The 20452-nt window shown below is 56.8% G+C and carries 23 protein-coding genes; 6 read left to right on the forward strand and 17 right to left on the reverse strand.

Translation table 11 applies throughout. The features are described 5' to 3' along the window. Window positions 1–7 precede the first annotated feature (7 nt). From lysS to BL107_RS01220, 6 genes are all read right to left on the reverse strand, one after another. A complete protein-coding gene (gene lysS, locus BL107_RS01195; RefSeq protein WP_009788431.1) occupies window positions 8–1516 on the reverse strand; it encodes a lysine--tRNA ligase in 1509 nt (502 codons plus the stop codon). A 57-nt stretch (window positions 1517–1573) separates the two neighbouring features. Then, a complete protein-coding gene (gene rpaB / locus BL107_RS01200; RefSeq protein ID WP_037987856.1) occupies window positions 1574–2335 on the reverse strand; it encodes a response regulator transcription factor RpaB in 762 nt (253 codons plus the stop codon). A 90-nt stretch (window positions 2336–2425) separates the two neighbouring features. After that, window positions 2426–3736 carry an extracellular solute-binding protein gene (locus BL107_RS01205; protein WP_009788433.1) on the reverse strand — a complete coding sequence of 437 codons (1311 nt, stop codon included), beginning with the start codon at window positions 3734–3736 and terminating at the stop codon, window positions 2426–2428. Beyond that, complete coding sequence (locus tag BL107_RS01210; RefSeq protein WP_037987858.1) at window positions 3733–4242, reverse strand: hypothetical protein; 510 nt, start codon at window positions 4240–4242, stop codon at window positions 3733–3735. The genes BL107_RS01205 and BL107_RS01210 overlap by 4 nt, the downstream gene beginning before the upstream one ends. 2 nt (window positions 4243–4244) lie before the next feature. Beyond that, the gene (gene mreC / locus BL107_RS01215) at window positions 4245–4991 is read right to left on the reverse strand and encodes a rod shape-determining protein MreC (protein WP_009788435.1); all 747 of its coding nucleotides are present in this window, start codon (window positions 4989–4991) and stop codon (window positions 4245–4247) included. A 4-nt stretch (window positions 4992–4995) separates the two neighbouring features. Then, window positions 4996–6048, reverse strand: coding sequence for a rod shape-determining protein (locus BL107_RS01220; protein ID WP_009788436.1), 1053 nt, complete (start codon window positions 6046–6048; stop codon window positions 4996–4998). Between the two features lie 143 nt (window positions 6049–6191). Between BL107_RS01220 and BL107_RS01225 the strand changes: the two genes are divergently transcribed. Next, window positions 6192–6569, forward strand: coding sequence for a single-stranded DNA-binding protein (locus BL107_RS01225; protein WP_009788437.1), 378 nt, complete (start codon window positions 6192–6194; stop codon window positions 6567–6569). Window positions 6570–6582: 13 nt separating this feature from the next. Here BL107_RS01225 and BL107_RS01230 read toward each other — a convergent pair whose 3' ends face one another. Next, window positions 6583–7242: a DedA family protein gene (locus BL107_RS01230; RefSeq protein ID WP_009788438.1), complete on the reverse strand. Its 660-nt coding sequence runs from the start codon at window positions 7240–7242 to the stop codon at window positions 6583–6585. A gap of 46 nt (window positions 7243–7288) precedes the next feature. Beyond that, entirely contained in the window at window positions 7289–8719 is a 1431-nt protein-coding gene (gene ahcY / locus BL107_RS01235; protein WP_009788439.1) for an adenosylhomocysteinase, read from the reverse strand. 25 nt (window positions 8720–8744) lie between these two features. Between ahcY and tsaE the strand changes: the two genes are divergently transcribed. Further along, entirely contained in the window at window positions 8745–9245 is a 501-nt protein-coding gene (gene tsaE / locus BL107_RS01240; RefSeq protein ID WP_037987860.1) for a tRNA (adenosine(37)-N6)-threonylcarbamoyltransferase complex ATPase subunit type 1 TsaE, read from the forward strand. On the opposite strand, the gene BL107_RS01245 is transcribed toward tsaE, so the two are convergent. Together BL107_RS01245 and mutT are read right to left on the reverse strand one after the other, a co-directional pair. Beyond that, window positions 9212–10171 carry a carbohydrate kinase gene (locus BL107_RS01245; protein ID WP_009788441.1) on the reverse strand — a complete coding sequence of 320 codons (960 nt, stop codon included), beginning with the start codon at window positions 10169–10171 and terminating at the stop codon, window positions 9212–9214. The genes tsaE and BL107_RS01245 overlap by 34 nt on opposite strands. Next, the gene (gene mutT, locus BL107_RS01250; RefSeq protein ID WP_037988640.1) at window positions 10171–11295 is read right to left on the reverse strand and encodes an 8-oxo-dGTP diphosphatase MutT; all 1125 of its coding nucleotides are present in this window, start codon (window positions 11293–11295) and stop codon (window positions 10171–10173) included. Before mutT ends, BL107_RS01245 begins: the two co-directional genes overlap by 1 nt. Before the next feature lie 152 nt (window positions 11296–11447). Here mutT and BL107_RS13185 point away from each other — a divergent pair, with 152 nt between their 5' ends. The 3 genes from BL107_RS13185 to BL107_RS01260 all read left to right on the forward strand — a co-directional run bounded on the left by BL107_RS13185 (window position 11448) and on the right by BL107_RS01260 (window position 13674). Beyond that, a complete protein-coding gene (locus BL107_RS13185) occupies window positions 11448–11570 on the forward strand; it encodes a hypothetical protein (protein WP_255344614.1) in 123 nt (40 codons plus the stop codon). A gap of 5 nt (window positions 11571–11575) precedes the next feature. Then, complete coding sequence (locus BL107_RS01255) at window positions 11576–12598, forward strand: fatty acid desaturase (protein ID WP_006169828.1); 1023 nt, start codon at window positions 11576–11578, stop codon at window positions 12596–12598. 209 nt (window positions 12599–12807) lie between these two features. Continuing rightward, entirely contained in the window at window positions 12808–13674 is an 867-nt protein-coding gene (locus tag BL107_RS01260; RefSeq protein WP_009788443.1) for an alpha/beta fold hydrolase, read from the forward strand. Here BL107_RS01260 and BL107_RS01265 read toward each other — a convergent pair. The 3 genes from BL107_RS01265 to mgtE are packed head-to-tail and all read right to left on the reverse strand — an operon-like array spanning window position 13649 to window position 16885. Then, window positions 13649–14335 carry a hypothetical protein gene (locus BL107_RS01265; protein ID WP_156779354.1) on the reverse strand — a complete coding sequence of 229 codons (687 nt, stop codon included), beginning with the start codon at window positions 14333–14335 and terminating at the stop codon, window positions 13649–13651. The two genes, BL107_RS01260 and BL107_RS01265, sit on opposite strands and share 26 nt — an antisense overlap. Window positions 14336–14373: 38 nt before the next feature. After that, window positions 14374–15372 (reverse strand): RpoD/SigA family RNA polymerase sigma factor, encoded by a 999-nt coding sequence (locus BL107_RS01270; protein WP_009788445.1) that lies wholly within the window; start codon window positions 15370–15372, stop codon window positions 14374–14376. A 52-nt stretch (window positions 15373–15424) separates the two neighbouring features. Beyond that, complete coding sequence (mgtE, locus tag BL107_RS01275; protein WP_009788446.1) at window positions 15425–16885, reverse strand: magnesium transporter; 1461 nt, start codon at window positions 16883–16885, stop codon at window positions 15425–15427. Between the two features lie 70 nt (window positions 16886–16955). Between mgtE and BL107_RS01280 the strand changes: the two genes are divergently transcribed. After that, the gene (locus BL107_RS01280; RefSeq protein ID WP_009788447.1) at window positions 16956–17429 is read left to right on the forward strand and encodes a glutathione peroxidase; all 474 of its coding nucleotides are present in this window, start codon (window positions 16956–16958) and stop codon (window positions 17427–17429) included. On the opposite strand, the gene BL107_RS01285 is transcribed toward BL107_RS01280, so the two are convergent. From BL107_RS01285 to gyrB, 4 genes are read right to left on the reverse strand one after another with little or no spacing between them, the layout of a single operon-like run. Beyond that, entirely contained in the window at window positions 17395–17793 is a 399-nt protein-coding gene (locus BL107_RS01285; protein WP_009788448.1) for a CrcB family protein, read from the reverse strand. The genes BL107_RS01280 and BL107_RS01285 overlap by 35 nt on opposite strands. Continuing rightward, window positions 17786–18166, reverse strand: a complete 381-nt coding sequence (locus tag BL107_RS01290) for a CrcB family protein (protein ID WP_009788449.1) — start codon at window positions 18164–18166, stop codon at window positions 17786–17788. The genes BL107_RS01285 and BL107_RS01290 overlap by 8 nt, the downstream gene beginning before the upstream one ends. Continuing rightward, complete coding sequence (locus tag BL107_RS01295; protein WP_009788450.1) at window positions 18147–18455, reverse strand: hypothetical protein; 309 nt, start codon at window positions 18453–18455, stop codon at window positions 18147–18149. The genes BL107_RS01290 and BL107_RS01295 overlap by 20 nt, the downstream gene beginning before the upstream one ends. Then, the gene (gene gyrB / locus BL107_RS01300) at window positions 18455–20422 is read right to left on the reverse strand and encodes a DNA topoisomerase (ATP-hydrolyzing) subunit B (protein ID WP_009788451.1); all 1968 of its coding nucleotides are present in this window, start codon (window positions 20420–20422) and stop codon (window positions 18455–18457) included. Before gyrB ends, BL107_RS01295 begins: the two co-directional genes overlap by 1 nt. Window positions 20423–20452: the final 30 nt, after the last annotated feature.

Genomic DNA, 20452 nt, shown 5'->3' on the forward strand with positions numbered 1-20452 from the left:
GCGTTCATTATCCCACTGAGGGGGCCTCATCAGGGCGCGACTCTGGGCGCATGAGCGGGAATGCAATTACATCACGGATTGAAGGGCTATCGGTGAGCAGCATCACTAAGCGATCGATCCCAATTCCCAAACCGCCCGTCGGGGGCATCCCCACTTCCAACGCATGGACGAAATCCTCGTCCAATCCTTGGGCTTCCAAGTCTCCAGCGGCTTTTCGCGCTTGCTGAGCCTCAAGCCGCTGCCGCTGATCCACAGGGTCAATCAACTCGCTAAAGGCATTCGCCGTTTCGCGACCGACGATGAACAACTCAAAGCGCTCCACAAGCCCAGGCTTGCTGCGGTGCTTCCGAGCCAGCGGAGAAATTTCAATCGGGTAATCGGTCACAAAGGTGGGTTGGATCAAGTTGGCTTCCACCCGTTGCTCAAAGGCTTCATTGAGCAGGCGCCCCACACTGTCGGCAGCGCCAGGAACCTCCAGACCGGCGGCTTCCATCGCTTCAGCCGCCTGAGCACGGGTTGTAAAGGCTTCAAAGTTCAACCCGGTAGCTTCCTCCACCAGCTCATGCATGGTGGCCCGACGCCAAGGCGGCGTGAGGTCAATATCTGTGCCCTGGTAATGAATGTGTGTGCCACCGCACACCTGCTGGCACACCTCGGCAATCATTGATTCCGTGAGCTCCATCATTCCGATGTAATCGGAATAGGCCTGATACACCTCAACCGAGGTGAACTCAGGGTTATGGCGGGTGCTCATCCCCTCATTCCGGAAAATCCGACCGAGCTCATACACCCGCTCAAACCCACCCACAACAAGCCGCTTGAGGTGTAACTCCGTCGCGATGCGGAGATATAGGGGCAGGTCGAGGGTGTTGTGGTGGGTGATGAACGGCCGTGCATCGGCGCCGCCCGCTTCCGACTGCAGCACCGGCGTCTCAATCTCGAGGAACTGACGCTCATCGAGCCAACGACGAATGCCACTCACCAGTAAGGCTCGACGACGGAAAGTTTCGCGCGACTGCGGCGACACAATCAAATCGAGATAGCGCTGGCGGTAGCGCTTTTCCACATCCGCCAGTCCATGCCATTTGTCGGGCAAGGGCTGAAGCGACTTGCTCAGCATGCGCCAATCACGCACTTTCACCGACAACTCACCGCGGTCGGTTCGACGCAAAGTACCGCTCACACCCAACCAGTCCCCAGCATCGACAAGGGAGGTGATCTGTTTGAACCATCCCTCTTGCTGGGCCTCCAGGCCCGCTTTTTCTAAAAAGAGCTGAATCGTTCCCGTTTCATCCGCGAGGGTAAAAAAGGCCAATTTCCCCATCACACGGCGGGTCATCACGCGACCGGCGACGGCAACACTCAGCTCACGCTCCTCACCATTGGGGAGATCGGCATGGTCTGCCTGTAACTCCGCCATCCGATGGCTTGGCTCAAACGTGAGCGCGTAGGGACCCTGTCCCAGCTCTCCCAAGGTGGTTGCCTTCTCGAGGCGGGTATCGCGCAGCTCAGACAATGCAGCAAGGGCAGTCGGCCGTATCTTGCCGGGCCGCAGAACTTCAGGCTGCTTGGATTAGGCCGTCGCGGACACTTCGCCCACGCGCTGGGACGAATAACCGATGCCGCGCACCGTCAAAATGAGCTCTGGATTGCGTGGATCGGGCTCGAGCTTGCCGCGCAAACGCGCGACATAGACATCGACGACGCGAAGATCGGCAGCTCGGCGAGGGGGATACCCCCACAATTGCTCCAGGATTTCAGCCCGTGGGACGACATGGCCTGGATCGCGGAAGAGCAATTCCAGAAGGCTGAACTCCGTGTAAGTGAGGTTAATGCGCTCACTGCCACGGGTGACCTGACGGCGATTGGTATCGACGACTAACTCACCAAGACAAAGCACGCCCTGACCAGTCGGAAGTTCACGACTTTCAACAACAGCGTTGCCGCGGCCTACACGACGAAGGATCGTTGCGATGCGCGCTTCGAGTTCTTTGGGGCTGAAGGGCTTTGGCAGGTAGTCGTCCGCTCCTAGATCGAGGCCAGCCACTCGCTCGGAAATGGCCTCTACAGCTGACAGAAAAATGATTGGGACGCAGGATTCAGCCCGAAGACGACGGCAAACAGCAAAGCCATCCAGCTTCGGCAGCATCACGTCCAAAACGATGAGGTCTGGCGACTCGCTGTGGAACAACTCCAAGGCCTGTTCGCCGTCTTCGGCGCAAACAACGCGGTAACCCGACAACTGGAGACGCATGACCAAAACGCGGCGTACCGCAGCTTCGTCATCCACAACAAGGACCGTTGCTTTTGGTTGTGACGGCAGCTCGCCCGTCATCAGCACCTTGCTTAACGAGTTGAAACTTTACCGGTCAGGGGATGGGAACAGGAGCGAAGAGCCTGTCGCACAGGTGGTTTACTGATTCTCTTAAGAATTGCGTTGACTTAGAGGCCAGCGCGACGCGGCGTAGCGATCCCACTCCATGGCCGCAGCCCCAAGTGCTTCAGCACTTTCCACTTGGCCCAGCATCGCCCGCTGCAACTGGGTGTAGAGAATTTTCTGCAACCGTTTAATGCCTGGCCAAGCCGGCACCAAAACACGGGCACGCTCCAACGTGATTGCCGACAGCAACCGCGCTTGACGAATCTGATCCTGCTGAGGCGTGCGGGGTTGCTCTTGCTGCAGTTGGGACCTCACCATCGCCAAAGCCTCCACGGACGAGGGAAGCACCCGTGCCTCGGTAGCAAAACGCGCCTGGTTTGTGGCATTCGTGAGGAGCAGAGCCAACTGAAGGGCTAGGGCCTGCTTGGTGCTTTGGCGAGGCACGGCCAACGACATCAACGCGACATTGGCGGTGCCATCAGCGCCTGTCACAGGGGGATGGGACTCCGTCACCGCGGCCACCCCTGGTGCATTGGTTTGGATGCTGCGCAAGAACTCCGCCCCAGTGGCCGCCATCGCCAAATCCCCGCTCTGGAACAGTTCAATCGCCCGTCGTTGGCCCTGACTCACCACTTCCCGCGGCAACAATCCCTCTTGGTACAACTCAGTCCAAAACTGGAACGCCCGACGACCAGCGGGGCTATTGAACGCGGCCCGACGCTCTGAATTCAACAACGAAACCCCCATCTGGACGAGGGTTTCCAACATCTCTGCGGAATCATCCGGCACCATGGTGAGGAAGAGGCCGTACCGCCCCGTCCGCTTGCGAATCTGCCGGGCAAAGGCAGGAATCTCATCCCAGCGCGTCGGCGGTGCCGCGATGTTGGCCTGATCCAACAGTTCCCGGTTCACCAAACTGAGCCGCACGGTGAGATACCAGGGCACAGCGATTAGTCCGGCATCTGGGTCGCGACAGGCCTGCCACACCGATGGCAAGTAGCGCTCAGCCGCATCCGATGGCAGCAGGGGCGTGAGATCCGTGAGCCCTCCCTTGCTGGCCAAGTTGGCCGCGAAAGGGGGGTTCAAATTCACCAGATCGGGTGCTGTGCGGGCATACACAGCAGCCAATAATTTGCGCTCAACCGACCCCCAAGGCAGATCCGTCCAGCGCACCGGATCCTCGGGATGCAACGTTGTCCAAGCCGCCATCAAATCGGCGAAATAGCGGTTGAACTTGGGCGCCAGCTGCAACGTCCACAAATTCAACTCTGGGGCAGGACTGCGCCGCCCACAAGCCGCCAAGCCAGCCGCTGCCGCAAACAACAACAAGCGTCGACGGGTCAGCTGAACGGTCATGACGGCACTCTCCGACGCCATAGCAACAACTGCAAAGACACCAACATTGGGGCCAACAAGCCCGTGATCAGGGCCTGGCTCCACAGGGTCTGCCAACCCCAGTTTTGGGTGAACGAGTCCAGGCTGCCCCCTTCACGAATCAGTACCTGCAAAAACACACTCAGCCCCAACCCCACGGAACCAAGCCAAGCCAATAAACCCAAATTGAGGCTGCGTTGGATCTGGCTCCCCCGACGCCCCAGCCGACCCCACCACCAACCCAGGGCCAACAGTGCGGGCACTTGCGTGACCCCCTCAAGGCTGAGTCCGTCCAAAATCAATCCCAACGCCATCCCTGCGAATGCCCCCGAAATCGGGCCATCGGTGAGCGCCCAGGGCAACAACCAAAGCAACACCCAGGCGGGTCCCACACCATCAACGCTGAGCCAAGCCGGGGAAGCTAAAACCAGCAAGGGCACGAGCAATGCCGAGGCCACACAACTCGGTTGTCGATGCAATCGGGCCATCTTCAACGGGTGCGCACTTGAACCCAATCGATTGCCTCGGGCGCTGCGATGAGCTGCACGATCGCGGTCGGTGCCGGCACAGCCCGCTCATCCACCGACTGAATCACGCCCACCGATACATTCGGCGGAAGCAACGTGCTCGCTGGAGATGTGGTGACGAGATCTCCTGGGCTGACATTAGGGTCCTTATCAATAAACCGCAAATTGAGGCGACTGCTGCCGCGGCCCACCAACAATCCGTGGCTGCGGGAGCGCGGCAGCCACACCCCGATCTCATGCCCTGGGGCCGTGAGCAACCGCACCCGAGCCGTTACCGGCGTCACGCTGGCAATCCGACCCACTAAGCCGCCAGGACCGAGCACGGCATCGCCAGCTTGAAATCCCTGAAGCGCACCCTTGCCGAGCTCAAGCTGTTGCCACCAACCCCGAGGGGAACGGGAAATCACAGGAGCACCAACATCTTCTTGGCGCGATCCACTGCGCTGAAGCTCCAACAAAGCGCGAAGGCGGAGATTGTCGTGTTCGAGCAATTGCAAGCGAGCCTGATCCTCCACAGTCCGCGCAGACACAATCCATTCACGCTGGGCTGAGCCAGGCCAAAAAGGACGCGTGATGAGGGCGTAGGCATCCGCGAAACCAGCTCCCTTACTGAATCGAACAAGCAGCAAGCTCGCTACCACGAGCAACCACGGGCTGAGTTGACCCAACCCACGCCAACGGCTCTTACCAGGCCGGAGCGAAGGGGCCATCTGCTCAGAGGCTGGCCATGGACCGGACGAATTCCGGGGTATCCACCACGCGCTGGAAGCGCTTCCAATCATCCAAGACCTGACCGCATCCGTTCACCACACAGAGAAGCGGGTCTTCAGCGATGTGGACAAAGATGCCTGTTTCGTGGCTAATCAAATCACTGATACCGCGCACGAGCGCGCCTCCTCCGGCCAGCATGATGCCGCGATCAACGATGTCGGCAGCCAATTCGGGCGGCGTGCGTTCCAAAGTGCGCTTCACCGCTTCAACAATCACATTGAGGGGTTCAGCAATGGCTTCCCGCAAATCCCCTGCCTTCAGATTGATGGTTCGTGGCAGTCCAGACAGCAGGTGCAAACCACGCACATCCATGGATTGTTGGTCGAACTCATCGTCGGGGAAGGCAGAGCCAATACGGATCTTGATGTCTTCCGCCGTGCGTTCGCCCACCACCATGTTGTGGACTTTTTTCAAGTAGACCCCGATTGCATCGCTGATCTCGTCGCCGGCGACTCGAACGGATTCACTCAACACGGTTCCACCAAGACTGAGCACGGCCACTTCTGTGGTGCCGCCTCCGATATCGACGATCATCGTGCCCACGGGTTCGGTGACGGGGAGCCCCGCCCCAATCGCCGCCGCGACGGGCTCATCAATGAGATGGACTTCCCGTGCACCCGCCATGCCGGCCTCGCGCACAGCACGGCGTTCCACGCCGGTGACTCCACTCGGGATACCCACCACCAAGCGAGGCGCGAGAATTCCTCTGCCTTCGTTGCCTTTGGCAATAAAGGTTTTGAGCATTTGCTCCGCTGCATCGAAATCAGCAATCACCCCGTCGCGCAAGGGACGAACAGCGCGAATGTTGCCGGGGGTTCGGCCCAACATCAATTTGGCCTCATCCCCAACCGCCAAAGTGGTTCCCCGCTCTAAATCCAGCGCCACCACGGAGGGTTCCTGCAACACAATGCCCCGACCGGAGACGTAGATCAAAGTGTTGGCCGTGCCGAGATCGATGCCGATATCACGTGACAGCTGAAAACGACGAAACAGCACGGACATCGGGACCAAGACCGACGGAGCATAGGAGCGAATACCGGGGCTGCCTGTTACAACCGGAGGCTTGGGTGGAACTCTCTTGATGCAGCCATTTCAACAGTGGCGCATCATGACAACCATCATCAGGAGATGATCTTTCAATGGGCGTAAATTCCGTCACCCTCGTTGGCCGTGCTGGCCGGGATCCCGAAGTGCGGTACTTCGAATCCGGCAGCATGGTGGCCAACCTCACAATGGCCGTGAACCGTCGCAGCCGCGACGACGAACCCGATTGGTTCAACCTCGAAATCTGGGGAAAGCAAGCCCAGGTGGCCGCCGATTACGTGAAGAAAGGGGCGTTGCTGGGGATCATTGGCAGCTTCAAGCTTGATCGCTGGACCGACCGCAGCAGCGGCGAAGAGCGCAGCAAGCCCGTCATTCGTGTTGACCGCCTCGAGCTTCTGGGCTCGAAGCGCGACAACCAAGAGTCGGGCGGCAACTTCGGCGGACAAGCCTCCGACGAAGACATCCCCTTCTAAGAGCAAACACGCGTTAATCGGCTGAGTTTCGGCGGCGCCAAATGCGTAAACCAAGCCATGTGGCGCCACCCAGCACAGCGATCACAAGGATCACCTTGATGGCTTTGGACACAGGATCGATCCAGAGCTCAACATTGCTGTATCCCTCTCCCATCACCATGCCGGCCACGGTGAGGAGGGCCGTCCAGATCAAGCTTCCTGCTGTTGTCCAAAGCAAGAAGGGCGTCATGGGCATCATTTCAATGCCGGCCGGAACCGAAATCAACGTGCGGATGCCAGGCACAAGCCGTCCCCAAAACACCAGCGCCGTGCCGTAACGGCTGAACCATTTTCGACTTCGGCCCAGTTCCTCCGGACGAATGCCGATCCAACCGCCGTAACGGCTAAGCCAGAGCTCGATGCGTTCTTCATTGACCAACCGCCCAATGCCGTACCAAGGCAGAGCTCCCAACACGGTGCCAAGCAAACCCGCCAGTACCACCGGCAGCAACTGGAGCTGGCCCTGCTGCACATAAAAACCCCCCAGAGGCATGATCAGCTCTGAGGGGATCGGGGGGAACAAATTTTCCAAAAACATCGCCGCAAAAATTGCGGTGTATCCCAGCCACTGATTCGCCTCAACGGCTTGACCGATGAGTTCCGGCAACTGGGTGACGAGATCAGAAAGACCCATGGAGCTTGCGTGTGACCGCGCAAGTCTTCCATGGGACTGGCAGAGATCAATAGCGGTAGTGGTCGGGCTTGTAAGGACCTTCTACCGGCACGTTGATGTAATCGGCCTGATCTTTGCTGAGCTCAGTGAGGTTGGCGCCGATCTTCTCGAGGTGAAGACGGGCCACCATTTCATCGAGGTGCTTGGGCAGCACATACACCTCTTTGCCGTACTCATTGCCCTTGGTGAACAGCTCAATCTGAGCCAACACCTGGTTCGTGAAAGAGTTACTCATCACGAAACTTGGGTGGCCCGTGGCGCAGCCAAGATTCACCAGACGGCCTTCAGCCAAGAGGATGATTTTGTTGCCACTGGGCAAGGTGATGTGATCCACCTGGGGCTTGATGTTGTCCCACTTGTAGTTCTTGAGGGATGCCACATCGATTTCATTATCAAAGTGGCCGATGTTGCAGACAATGGCCTCATCTTTCATCTTCACCAGGTGCTCATTTCTGATCACCTGGTAGTTGCCAGTGGCCGTCACGAAGATGTCCATCTGATCCACCACATCGTCTAAGCGGACAACGCGGTAGCCCTCCATCGCCGCCTGAAGGGCGCAGATCGGATCCACCTCTGCAATGCAGACGGTGGCACCAAGACCACGCAACGACTGGGCAGAACCCTTGCCCACATCGCCGTAGCCCACCACCAGGGCTTGCTTACCAGCCACCATCACGTCCGTGGCGCGCTTGATGCTGTCGACCAACGACTCACGGCAGCCGTAGAGATTGTCGAACTTGCTCTTGGTGACTGAATCGTTGACGTTGATTGCCGGGAAGGGCAGCTCCCCACTCTTTTGCATCTTGTAGAGCCGAGCCACACCTGTGGTGGTCTCTTCCGTGACTCCTTGGATCGCTGCTTTTGTGCGGCTGTAGAAGCTGGAATCTTCAGCAAGCTTCTTTTTGATCGAAGCAAACAGGAAGGTTTCTTCCTCGTTGGAGGGATTATCGAGAACGGTGATGTCCTGCTCGGCCTTGGTGCCAAGAATCACAAGCCCCGTGGCGTCGCCACCGTCGTCGAGAATCATGTTCGGAGCACCGCCATCGCTCCACTCGAGGATGCGATGGGTATAGGCCCAATACTCCTCAAGCGTTTCACCCTTAACGGCGAACACTGGGGTGCCATTCGCTGCGATGGCAGCGGCGGCATGATCTTGGGTGGAGAAAATGTTGCAGGAGGCCCAGCGCACATCGGCGCCGAGTTCTTCCAAGGTTTCGATCAAAACGGCCGTTTGGATCGTCATATGGAGAGAACCAGCAATCCGAGCACCCTTCAGGGGCTTCTCGTTGCCGTACTTCGCTCGTAATGCCATCAGACCAGGCATCTCGGTTTCGGCGATATCAAGTTCCTTGCGACCGAAATCAGCAAGGTTGATATCGGCAATCACGCAGTCAGTCCCGAGCTTCAGCTCGGTCGCGGTTGTGGGCGCTGCCACCATGGTTTTCTAGCTCCGTAGGGAGAATGTGAACTGGAATCTCTGCAGAGGCCCCGAGGCTTCGGGCTCGCGATGGAGCCAATTTACTAATAGAGGCATCCATTTGCCGGATCTCGAGGCCACCCAGGCCCTCGGGACAGAACTGGCCCAGCGACTTCCAGGCGACGCGATTCTGCTGCTCAAGGGCCCTTTAGGAGCAGGCAAAACCTCGCTAGTGCAAGGGATCGCATCGGCTCTAGGTATTGGCGAACCCATCACCAGCCCCACCTTCGCGCTGGCTCAGCACTACACGGACGGGAATCCGCCGCTGATCCATCTCGATCTCTACCGGCTCGAACAATCCCGTGCAGCGGACGATCTCTTTCTGCAGGAAGACGAAGAAGCCAAAGCCATCGGTGCATTGATGGCGGTGGAGTGGCCAGAACGGCTCAGCCTGGACCTTCCGGAGGCTTGGCAGCTAGAACTCTCCCATACCCAGAATGGAGGTCGACGGGCTCAGCTGACGCCTCCCAAAAACGCCTCCACTTGAGCCTCCGTGGGATGGGGATCGATGCCCCCAGCACCAGCACAGACCAAGGCACCACAAGCGGCAGCAAAACGCAGCCGTTCAGCCACCGGAGCCAACCAACGATGTAAGAGCCCAGCGGTGAAGGCATCCCCTGCCCCCGTCGTGTCCACCACCTGTGGAGGGGACAACGCTGGTTGGGTTCCGCTTGTACCGCCAATACACCAGCGCACCGGGGCAGCCCCGTCCGTCACCACCACATCCGGCCGCTGGGGCAAGCCGGAGGAAATCACACGGGGATCATCTCCTGCAAAAAACCAAAGAGCCTCTTCCCGGGCCAACTTGATCAATGCCGCCTGCTCCAACAAGGGACGAATGACAGACCGCGCCGCCTGCGTCGGACCGGCAGAAGGATCCGCAGCGACATCCCAAAACGTGGGCCGCCAATTCACATCCAGCGCCAAAGCAATGCCTTGCGATCGCGCTTGGGCCACGGCATCCAGCAATGCTTGGGCGGACTGAGGGAAAGCTAAGGGGATCGTGCCCACCAACAGCCAACGGGCGGCAGAGGTCAGGGCAACCGGTTGAAGCGCCTGATCAGCAAACCCATCTCCTTGATCACCGGCAAAACCCTGGAACTGGCGCTCCCCATCGCGAGCTCGCCGTACCAGCACGATCCGCGTCGGATGGGATGGGTCTACCTGAAGCGTGGAGGTATCAACGCCCCGCTGACCAAATAAATGCTGAAAGTCTGCGCCGATCGCATCGCCCCCGACACGCCCAACAAAGGACACCGATGTGCCGAGACGCGCCAAGCCACAGGCCACATTCGCGGGCGCTCCACCCAAGCGGTCATCCACAGGTTGAGCACACGCCGGATTACCCCCGAGGGGACCAAGGCGATCGATCAAGGCCTCTCCCAAACAGATCACCGCATTGGGATCAGCCATCAGCTGCCTTCGCCAGGTCCTTGAAGCTGATTGGTCCTGCTCAATCTGCCAAGCAACGCCTCAATGATCCGGACATTCGCAGCGGGAAAGGGATAGTCCTTCAGCTGCTCCGGTCGGACCCATCGCACCTGTTGGCTGGCTAAGGGTTTTGGATCCCCGGACATCCAACGGCAGAGATGCACCACAAACTGAAGTTTCTTGTGGCTGTAGGCATGGTCGACAGTGATGAGGCTTTCCCCCACTGAAACCTCGATCCCCAATTCCTCCATCAGCTCCCGGGCGATGCAGGCCTCTATCGGCTCACCCGGCTCCTGCTTTCCACCGGGGAATTCCCACATCCCTCCAAGAAGTCCCTCCTCCAGGCGTTGGTCGATCAAGACGTCACCCGCCTCATTGATCACCACACCAATACCAATCACTTGAAACGGAAGGGGTTTGCGCTCTTCGACCACGGGCCAGCCGCTGGGATCGCCAGAAGCGTAAGCAGCGCATGACGCTCTCCAGGGGCACTGGTCACAACCCGGCCGGCGCGGCGTACACACCGTGGCGCCAAGATCCATCAGCGCCTGGTTGAAATCCCTTGGGCGCCTTAGATCCAGCAGCTCTTCACTCCACCGCCAAAACAAGTGCTGATCGCGGGACGGCGGCCGCCCATGGGTATGCAGACGAGCCAAAACCCGCTTGACGTTTCCATCCAAAATCGGCGCTGGCGCATTAAAGGCGCTGGACACAATTCCGCCAGCGGTGGTGCGGCCGACGCCCGGCAACGCCATCCAGCCATCGAGATCCTTTGGCCAAGGCTGTTGGACCAAAACCCGAGCTGCTTCATGAAGACGCCGTGCCCTGGAGTAATAGCCAAGGCCTTGCCACTGCAACCGCACCTGCTCCAACGACGAGGTGGCGAAGGCATCCACGGTTGGGAACCTTGCCATCCAGCGCTGCCAGTAGGGCAACACCACCGACAGCTGGGTCTGCTGCAGCATCACCTCAGCGATCCAAATGCCATAGGAAGACAAGTTATCCTCAGGCAAAGGCCAAGTGCCGTCGGATTTGAACATCCAAGGCTTCTGAGCTGGGTCCTGACGGCCATAGAGCTGCCACCAGCTCAGGAGCGGCTCAGACATCGCAGTGATCGGTGCGTTGCGATGGAACAACGGGACGGTTCAACAAAATCCGTTCTATCGTCATGGCAGTCAAAAATCGGGACTACAACTGAACGCTTGTTTTTTTAAGCACAGAAATCGCCTGATTTAGCCCTACCAAATCCGACGACACAATGTTTGCTGACGCTCTCCCATCAGCAGCCATGGGTGGAGCTCTCCAATCTGAAGCAACGGTCCGCCAAGACGCCTTTGGACTCGTGGAACTCCGGACTCTCGAATTCGTTTCCCCGATTTAACCGTTATGACAACACCCTCATACCAAGAGTTCACGCTGAAGCCCTTCAGCAAACGAAGCAATACAAGGGCTCTCCTTCAAATTGCCAACACGCTGATTCCGTATGGGCTGTTGTGGTGGCTCATGCTTCAAGCAGCAGCGGTGTCTCTCTGGCTCACTCCGCCGTTTTTGATCATTCTCAGCTTGTTCTCGCTGAGAAGTTTTTCGCTAATGCACGATTGCGGTCATGGATCGCTGTTCGAAACAGCACGGCTAAATCGGATCTTCGGGTTCCTTCTGGGCGTCGTTAACGCGATTCCGCAGCTCTCTTGGTCGATCGATCACGCCTATCACCACAAGACCAACGGCGACTGGGAACGTTATCGAGGGGTTGCTGATTTCCTCAGCCTGGATGAATTTCAAAACCTCAGCCGCAAAGAACAGAGGATTTACGAAACAACCCACCACCCACTAATGGCCATTCCAGGTGGATTTTATTACTTAGCGATCAAACCAAGACTCGACCTCTTGATTGGGCTCATCAGTCCAAAAAATCGCATGTGGGGTTCAAGAGAGGAATTAAATGATCTTTGCCTGAGTAATTTATTTAGCCTGATTGCTGTGATCTGCCTAGGATGGTGGATTGGCTTCGGATTGTTCCTTAGCCTTTACAGCGTTGTTCTTTGCCTAACAGCCAGCAGCCTGATTTATGTGTTCTACGTACAGCACATTTTTGAAAATAGCTACGCCAATCCAAGCCAGGGATGGAGCCCAATGCGTGGTGCATTAGAAGGTTCGAGCTTGCTCGTTCTCCCACCGATACTTCAATGGTTTACAGCCAGCATCGGATTCCACAACATCCATCATCTCTGCGAGCGCATTCCTAATTACAATTTAGAAGCCTGTCATCAGCAGAATCAGCACCTCTTACAAAATGTGCCGACGTTGACACTAGGAACCATGCTGCAATGCTCAAAATTCCTCTTGTGGGACCCTGCCAAAATGAGCCTTGCTGAAATTCCATCTCAAGATAAACTGAGTGCGATTTAGAAATTTTGAGGGAATCTATTTCAATTAATATTTAGAAATTTCCCCCTTACCTGAATTTAATTTATAGCAAAGTTACCAAAATACTATTCTATTATTAGGAGTCAATATTTCCCATATTTCCACACTAATCCACCTCCTAGATGACCAAAAACTTTCCTTCAATTCAGGACACATGGGCATGGCAATCCCATCAAATTAGATGGTCACTGATGGGAGATCCAACGGCACCGACGGCGGTGATATTGATCCATGGCTTTGGGGCCAACACCAACCACTGGCGCTTCAACCAACCAGTACTGGGAGCGCAAACTCCCACCTACGCCATTGATCTGCTCGGGTTCGGGGGCAGTGATCAACCCAGGGCCCGACTAAAGGATGAACCCGTCACAGCCGACGCGGTGCATTACGGCTTTGATCTCTGGGGCCAGCAGGTAGCCGACTTCTGCGAAGAAGTGATCGACAAACCTGTGTTGCTGATTGGCAACTCCATCGGTGGCGTCGTCGCCCTACGAGCCGCACAACTGCTGGGAAGCCGCTGCCGCGGCGTGGTGCTGATCGATTGCGCCCAACGGTTAATGGACGACAAACAACTGGCCACGCAACCGGCCTGGATGGCCTGGATTCGACCCCTACTCAAAACGATGGTGCGTCAGCGCTGGCTGAGCACAGCCCTCTTCCGCAATGCCGCTCGACCCGGCGTAATCCGCAGTGTGCTGAAGCAGGCCTATCCCAGCGACGCCAACATCGACGACGCGTTGGTGGACCTGCTGTTTCAACCAACCCAACGCGATGGAGCTGCCGAAGCCTTCCGCGGCTTTATCAACCTCTTCGACGACTATTTGGCCCCAGAGTTGATGCAGCACCTGTCAATTCCGGTAGATCTGATCTGGGGAGAAAAGGATCCTTGGGAACCCTTACTGGAAGCCCAACGTTGGTGCGACAGCATCAACTGCGTGCGCTCGCTCACAGTGATTCCTGAGGCCGGGCATTGCCCTCATGACGAGGCACCGGACGCCACAAATGAAGCGTTGCTCAAAACATTGATGACCTCTATGCCTCCACTGACGACGTCATGACACGCCAAAACTGCTGATCACTGAGTGCCCCAAAACTCCAAAGTGCCGCAAGACATTGATAGTCTTCAACGAGAAATCGCTTGAGATTGTTAACCGCTGCAGCATCAAGATCCTGGCCAATCGCCCGCTTGGATGCATTGCTGCGTTCTCGCACTTCGGCCGCATCAACACCCAGGATCCTGGTGCAATCTGCAGCCAAGGTTTCCTGACACACCACTCCCAAAATATTGGTAGGGATGACAACAGCCAAAAGAGGTCGACAGTAAAAAGAGATCGACTCGCGCAAATGATGCACAACATGAAAATCTCTTGCGACAGCCTGATTAAGCCGCCCATCAGACCAATACAAAGAACGGGCCATTGTTCCCAAACTCTTATAAGTGCTTAAAACCTTTCTTTCACCAGGAAAGCGGCGCACCTGATCTGGCAACGCATCATCAACTACGAGTTTGTAGCGCCACTCGAATGCGGAGAAGGCCCTATCAATCGGATTGCGAAGGCAAAAAAGATAATCACAAGTCGAATCTACGACGACACCATTGATGTGAGATTCAAAGAAGGAAGAGTATTTTTCACTGATAACAAGTGAACGAGGGAGGAGCTTTTCAACTGTTGATCCCCCGCACTTACCAATATGTACAAACTGCAATCGCCGCTTCAAAGCATGAGCCAGATATCTGGCCCAAGCTTAAAGAGGCTTCAGCAAGCGACATAGGCCTCCACCTGATCACTCACCCGACGTAAACCGGCCAAGCCATCACGTTCGAGGTTGCGAACACGATCGCGGCTCATCCCAAGGATGCGGCCGATACCCGTCAGGCTCATTGGGTCTTCACCATCCATCCCGAAGCGCATGCGCAGCACTTGTTCCTGGAGATGGGGTAGCTGGCCCAGCAAGCTGCGCAAATCGCCCTTGAGGCAATCCTCTTCCACTTGATCGCTGGGGAGCTCATTATCTCCGGAAAGAAGCTCCAACAATTCAGTATCGTCACCGTCACCCACCTTCATCTCCAGGCTCACAGGCTGACGGGCACGGCACATCAAATCTTTGACTTCGTCTTCAGGCAGATCGACAAATTGGGCAAGCTCCGTCACGGTGGGGGTGCGACCCAACTCTTGACTGAGCTCACGCTGGCCCTTCTTGAGCTTGTTCAGCATCTCGGTGATGTGAATCGGCAGGCGGATCGTGCGGCTTTTCTCTGCGATGGCACGGGTGATGCCCTGACGAATCCACCAGTAGGCGTAGGTAGAAAACTTGTAACCGCGGGTGGGGTCAAACTTTTCAACGCCGCGAACCAGACCAATAGTGCCTTCCTGGATCAGATCCAGAAGTTCCATATTCCGTTTGGTGTATTTCTTGGCAACGCTCACAACGAGACGAAGATTGGCCGCCACCATCCGCTCCTTGGCGCGATGACCCTGCTGCAACTTCCGCTTGAGCTGAACAGTGCTGAGTTCAGCAGCCTTGGCGAGTTGATCGCGGGCGGGCTTGGCTCCATCCCTGCTCTCCAACTCGGCCTCAAGAGTTTCGATCTCCATCAGCTGCTGAACCTGACGACCAAGGGTGATTTCTTGCTCATGGGTGAGCAAGGGCACTCGTCCAATATCCCGGAGATACGAACGCACCAGATCGACGTCAACACTGACGGTTCGGGTAGAAGTTGCTGGTTTTGAAGCAGCGGTAGCGACGGGTGCCATGGCGCTTCGTTGAGTTATGTAAAGCGTACCCCTAAGAAACGTAAACAAGCTCTCAGAAAGCAGAAGCCGCCAAGAATTGGGTAGAAATACCTGCTGCCTGACCCAGCTGCGGCAGGTTCAGCAGCAGCCACTGCGCCGTTTTCAAATAAATGAGCGTCCCGGCCACGTCGGTACACGTGGTGATGAACGGTGTGGACATCAGGGCTGGATCCAGGCCCATCCGGTCGAACAACAGCGGAAACGCCGCTCCAGCCGTTGCCGCCAGGGTGGTAATCGCCAGCAAGCTGATCCCCACCGACACCCCCACCAAGGCGCCCCCACCACGCCACCAGGCAAAGGGCAGCACCACAATCATCATCAATACCCCGAGAACGGCACCGGCCATCGCTTCCCGCAGCACCGCTTGCAGAGGCTTCAAAACCGAAATGCTTTGGGTGCTCAATCCACGGATCACCACGGTGGAACTCTGGGCACCGACATTGCCACCGGTGCCTCCCAATAAAGGAATGAACGCTGCCAAGAGCACCACTTGCTTCAGCACGGCCTCATTCGCTGCAATCACCTCCGAGGTGAAGAAACTCGCCACCACGAGCACCGACAGCCAAACAATCCGGCGGCGGGCGACGGTAAACAAGTTGCTGCTGAAGTAATCGTCTTCGTCGCCAGCTTGCACAGCACCAGCGGCGTAGAGGTCGCGGGTGGCCTCCTGCTCAATCACGTCGATCACGTCATCAACGGTGACGATGCCCACCAAGCGCTGCTCTGAATCCACCACAGGCACAGCCAAAAAGTCGTAGCGCTGAATCGTGCGAGCCACCTTTTCTTGGTCGGTGTCGGTGGAAACGCTGAGCACATCACCCGTCATCACATCACCAATGCGCGCCTTCAAATCCGCCGTCACCAAATCCCTGAGGGAGAGGATCCCCGTGAGGCAGCGTTCTGCATCGGTGACGTATAGGGAATAAATGGTTTCGGTGTCGCGAGCGCGACGACGCACGATCTCCAACGCTGTGGCAGCGGTTTGGTTCTCCTTGAGAGCGATGTATTCCGTCGTCATCAAACGACCAGCCGTTTCCGCCTCGTAGCCGAGCAATTGGGCTGTAACCCTGCGCTCTTCCGGGCTGAGCTCACTCAAGAGCTGACGAACCACTTTGGCGGGCAGCTCCTCCAACAACCGTGCCCGGTCGTCTGGAGACATCTCCTCGACCACCTCGCGCATCTCACCGGAGCGCAACAGGCGCAATAGGCTCTGCTGGGTTGCGCTGTCGAGATATTCATAAACACTGATTGCCTCATCCTTCCCGAGGAAACGAAACGCAAGGGCCTGAAGGTTGGTGGGCAAATTGCCGATCGCCTCAGCGATATCCACCGGCTGCACCGGCTTCAACAACAGCTTCACCGCGTCGTAGTTCCCGACAGACAGCATCGACTCCAGTTGTTGGCTGACCACTTCCGCCACCAACTCGAGCTCAACCGTGACGTTGCCGGCTTCGTGCCCCGCTGCCTCCGTCATGCTTCTCCGGCCGGGATTTCAAGTATGGCCGTTCATGCCGGTTAATCTTTCGAAATATCCGGCTTTAGGCATGACGATCAACATCAGTGGTGTTTCCGTAACGTCCCCAGACGGCTCCACCAAATCTCTCGGCGACTACGCGGGGAAGGTGCTGCTGATCGTAAATGTGGCCAGCAAATGTGGTTTCACCAAGCAGTACGCCGGGCTTCAAGCACTGAATGAGGCCTATGCCGACAAGGGATTGGCTGTGCTTGGTTTCCCTTGCAACGATTTCGGCGCTCAGGAACCAGGAACGTTGGATGAAATCAAGAGCTTCTGTTCCGCCACCTACGGCGCAGACTTTGAACTCTTCGACAAAGTGAACGCGAAGGGAAGCACCACAGAGCCTTACACCACTCTGAACAAGACTGAACCCGCCGGAGATGTGGCCTGGAATTTTGAAAAGTTCTTGGTGGGCAAAGACGGAACGGTGATTGCCCGTTACAAGAGTGATGCCACCCCCGAGGCGCTTAAGGCTCCGATCGAGGCGGCGTTGGCCGCCTAACCCTCTGGCCAACCCACAACCCAAGGGCTGCGGCGCCCAGTCCCAGCCCAAGGGTGAGACAGATGAGGCCTGAGGCCTCAAGAATCTTTCCAGCGCTGATCAATTGCATCGCCTCCAACATCCAGCTGCTGAAGGTGGTGAGGGATCCACAGAAACCAATCCCAATCAAGAGCTGACGACGTGGCGCTGCGGGCAAGCCGGCGAGCAAGCCGAGCAATGCAGCACCCAGCACATTCACCAGCAGATGGTGATCGGAGCCATGGAGCGCCACCTGCCAACGCAGTAGCGCTCCAGGAACAGCGCCAAGGGCCACCAGGAACAACTCCTGCAGTTCTGCAGTTAACGAACGCTGCTGCTCAGGCATAGCTCCCCAGGCCGTAACCAGCCCCTGCTGCGCACAGACCAAACACAATCGAAGTCAGCGCTAAAACAAGCGACACGAAGGGGCGACCAGACCGCAATTCATTGAGAAGCTCCACGGCAAAAGTGGAGAAGGTGCTGAGGCTTCCAAAAAATCCCACCCCGATCAACATCGCAAGGCGTGGGTTGGCACTGCAGCTTTGAACAAGCGCCAACACCAAGCCCAAGCCGAAGCAGGCGATTACATTCACGACAAACGTGCCCCAGTGCTTTTTGGGCACCATCGGCTCGAAGTGATTGACCGTTTTTAGGCGCAGCCAGGCACCGGGGATCGCCCCGAATCCGACCAGCAGCGCTTCAAGCGCGGAGCCAGCCACGGGGTTGATCCTCACCAAGTGGTTGGACGTGCAGCCAGTCATTGCCATCCGCCGCCGACCAGCGCCGTAGCAAACGCAGTGAGGTTCCAGCCCTCAGGGTGCTGAGACGCGGCGCTACAGCCATCGGACTCAAACGCAGGGGCGCATCAGACGCCACGTGCAGATGACCACCAACACCGACGCGACGTCGCACTTGCGGTTGCCGAAAATCTGCACCACCGGCTGGCATGGCTGCTGGGGCCATCAAGGCCACTCCCAGCAGCCAACTCCATCGCAACATCGGACCCATCAAATGTCGAGTGCTGCCATATCCAATTCTTTGCTATGGGTTTCGATGAACTCACGGCGAGGGGCCACTTTGTCGCCCATCAGAATCGTGAAAATTCGGTCAGCTTCCAAAGCATCTTCGATTTCAATTCGCTTCATCATCCGCGTACTGGGATCCATCGTGGTTTCCCACAATTGCTTGGGCATCATTTCACCCAAACCCTTAAAACGCTGGATCGTGTATTTGGCATTTTCACCAAACCCTTTAAGCGTCTTTTGCAGGTCAGATTCGTTGTAGCAATAGGTGTGATTTTTACCGCGCTCAACCTTATACAGAGGCGGACAGGCGATATAAATATATCCACCTTCCACCAATTCTCGCTTGTAGCGATAGAAGAATGTAAGGATCAAGGTGCGAATGTGAGCGCCATCCACATCAGCATCCGTCATGATCACAACACGGTGATAACGGAGGCTTTTTTGATCAAATTCTTCCCCTTTAATACCCAGACCTAATGCTGTAATGAGAGCTTGGATTTCTGTGTTTTTATAAATCTTCGAATCGTCTGTTTTCTCGATATTGAGAATTTTGCCCCGCAAAGGAAGAATCGCTTGAAAACGACGGTCGCGTCCTTGCTTGGCCGAGCCACCAGCAGAATCACCCTCCACGATGTAGATCTCAGACTCGCTGGGATCGCGGGAGCTGCAATCAGCCAGCTTCCCAGGGAGGGTTGAGCTCTCTAAAACACTCTTACGTCGCACCAGTTCGCGGGCACGGCGTGCAGCCTCAGCAGCATTAAAGGCTTGAATCGCTTTCTCCAGGATCAGACTGATCACTGAAGGATTGAATTCAAGGAATTGGCTGAGGGCTTCGCCAACTAAATTATCAACAATGCCGCGAACCTCGGTGTTACCGAGCTTGGTTTTTGTTTGCCCTTCAAACTCAGGTTCCGGCACTTTGACCGACAACACCGCCGTTAGGCCTTCGCGAATGTTTTCGCCAGCCAAATTGGAATCGGCATCCTTGCGTTTGCCCAATTTCTTGGCAAAAGCATTCAGCGTGCGGGTAAGGACCGTTTTTAAGCCTTCAATATGAGTGCCACCATCCACTGTTCGGATGTTGTTGGCAAAACCAAGAATGCTGTCGGAATAGGCATCAGCGCACCACTGCAAGGCAGCTTCCACCTGGACACCATCTTTCTCAGAATTCACATAAATAATGTCTGGATGAAGGGCATCCTTTGCCTTATTCATGTAGGCGACGTATTCCTTGATGCCGCCTTCGTAGAAATAGATCTCCTCATGGGGATCACCGGCATCGCTCAGGGAGGCTTCGCGCTCATCGCGGAAGACGATCTGCACCCCACCGTTGAGATAGGCCAGCTCTCGCAAACGCGCTGACAGGGTGGCGTAATCAAAAACGATCCCGCCGGTAAAAATTTGAAGATCCGGCAGAAAACACACTGTGGTGCCGGTTTCACCCTGCTCAGCCTCCGACTGAGACTCGGACAACAAACTGCCAATCGCAGCACCCCGCTCAAACCGTTGGCGGTGCACCTGACCTTGACGACGCACGGTGACCTGCACCCATTCACTCAGGGCGTTGACGACAGACACACCAACGCCGTGCAAGCCACCGGACACCTTGTATCCACCTGCTCCAAACTTGCCACCGGCATGCAACACGGTGAGCACCGTTTCCAGGGCACTCTTTCCCGTGCGGGGATGCACATCCGTGGGGATACCGCGCCCGTTATCGGTCACGGAAGCGGAGCCATCAGCGCCAAGAATCACCGTGATTCGGTCGCAATGCCCAGCCAGGGCCTCATCCACCGCGTTATCCACCACCTCGTACACCAGGTGATGCAGACCCCGGGGTCCGGTGGTGCCGATGTACATCCCCGGGCGTTTCCGGACGGGCTCAAGCCCCTCCAACACCTGAATCTGTTCAGCGCCGTATTCGTTCTGGACCTTGGAAGCGTCGCTCATTCAGAAGCTCTCAAGTCAGGAAACTGGGTT

The sequence above is a fragment of the Synechococcus sp. BL107 genome (genome assembly GCF_000153805.1).
GTDB lineage: Bacteria > Cyanobacteriota > Cyanobacteriia > PCC-6307 > Cyanobiaceae > Parasynechococcus.

Bases quoted from the DNA above. Each gene is read 5' to 3' on its own strand.
- BL107_RS01285 (WP_009788448.1), bottom strand. From the start codon at position 17,793: ATGCCTGAGCAGCAGCGTTCGTTAACTGCAGAACTGCAGGAGTTGTTC.
- BL107_RS01230 (WP_009788438.1), bottom strand. From the start codon at position 7,242: ATGGGTCTTTCTGATCTCGTCACCCAGTTGCCGGAACTCATCGGTCAA.
- BL107_RS01245 (WP_009788441.1), bottom strand. From the start codon at position 10,171: ATGGCTGATCCCAATGCGGTGATCTGTTTGGGAGAGGCCTTGATCGAT.
- mreC (WP_009788435.1), bottom strand. From the start codon at position 4,991: ATGGCCCCTTCGCTCCGGCCTGGTAAGAGCCGTTGGCGTGGGTTGGGT.
- BL107_RS01225 (WP_009788437.1), top strand. From the start codon at position 6,192: ATGGGCGTAAATTCCGTCACCCTCGTTGGCCGTGCTGGCCGGGATCCC.
- mutT (WP_037988640.1), bottom strand. From the start codon at position 11,295: ATGTCTGAGCCGCTCCTGAGCTGGTGGCAGCTCTATGGCCGTCAGGAC.
- BL107_RS01255 (WP_006169828.1), top strand. From the start codon at position 11,576: ATGACAACACCCTCATACCAAGAGTTCACGCTGAAGCCCTTCAGCAAA.
- rpaB (WP_037987856.1), bottom strand. From the start codon at position 2,335: ATGACGGGCGAGCTGCCGTCACAACCAAAAGCAACGGTCCTTGTTGTG.
- BL107_RS01210 (WP_037987858.1), bottom strand. From the start codon at position 4,242: ATGGCCCGATTGCATCGACAACCGAGTTGTGTGGCCTCGGCATTGCTC.
- BL107_RS01205 (WP_009788433.1), bottom strand. From the start codon at position 3,736: ATGACCGTTCAGCTGACCCGTCGACGCTTGTTGTTGTTTGCGGCAGCG.
- BL107_RS01280 (WP_009788447.1), top strand. From the start codon at position 16,956: ATGACGATCAACATCAGTGGTGTTTCCGTAACGTCCCCAGACGGCTCC.
- gyrB (WP_009788451.1), bottom strand. From the start codon at position 20,422: ATGAGCGACGCTTCCAAGGTCCAGAACGAATACGGCGCTGAACAGATT.
- mgtE (WP_009788446.1), bottom strand. From the start codon at position 16,885: ATGACGGAGGCAGCGGGGCACGAAGCCGGCAACGTCACGGTTGAGCTC.
- ahcY (WP_009788439.1), bottom strand. From the start codon at position 8,719: ATGGTGGCAGCGCCCACAACCGCGACCGAGCTGAAGCTCGGGACTGAC.
- BL107_RS13185 (WP_255344614.1), top strand. From the start codon at position 11,448: ATGTTTGCTGACGCTCTCCCATCAGCAGCCATGGGTGGAGCTCTCCAA.
- BL107_RS01295 (WP_009788450.1), bottom strand. From the start codon at position 18,455: ATGGGTCCGATGTTGCGATGGAGTTGGCTGCTGGGAGTGGCCTTGATG.
- BL107_RS01270 (WP_009788445.1), bottom strand. From the start codon at position 15,372: ATGGCACCCGTCGCTACCGCTGCTTCAAAACCAGCAACTTCTACCCGA.
- BL107_RS01260 (WP_009788443.1), top strand. From the start codon at position 12,808: ATGGGAGATCCAACGGCACCGACGGCGGTGATATTGATCCATGGCTTT.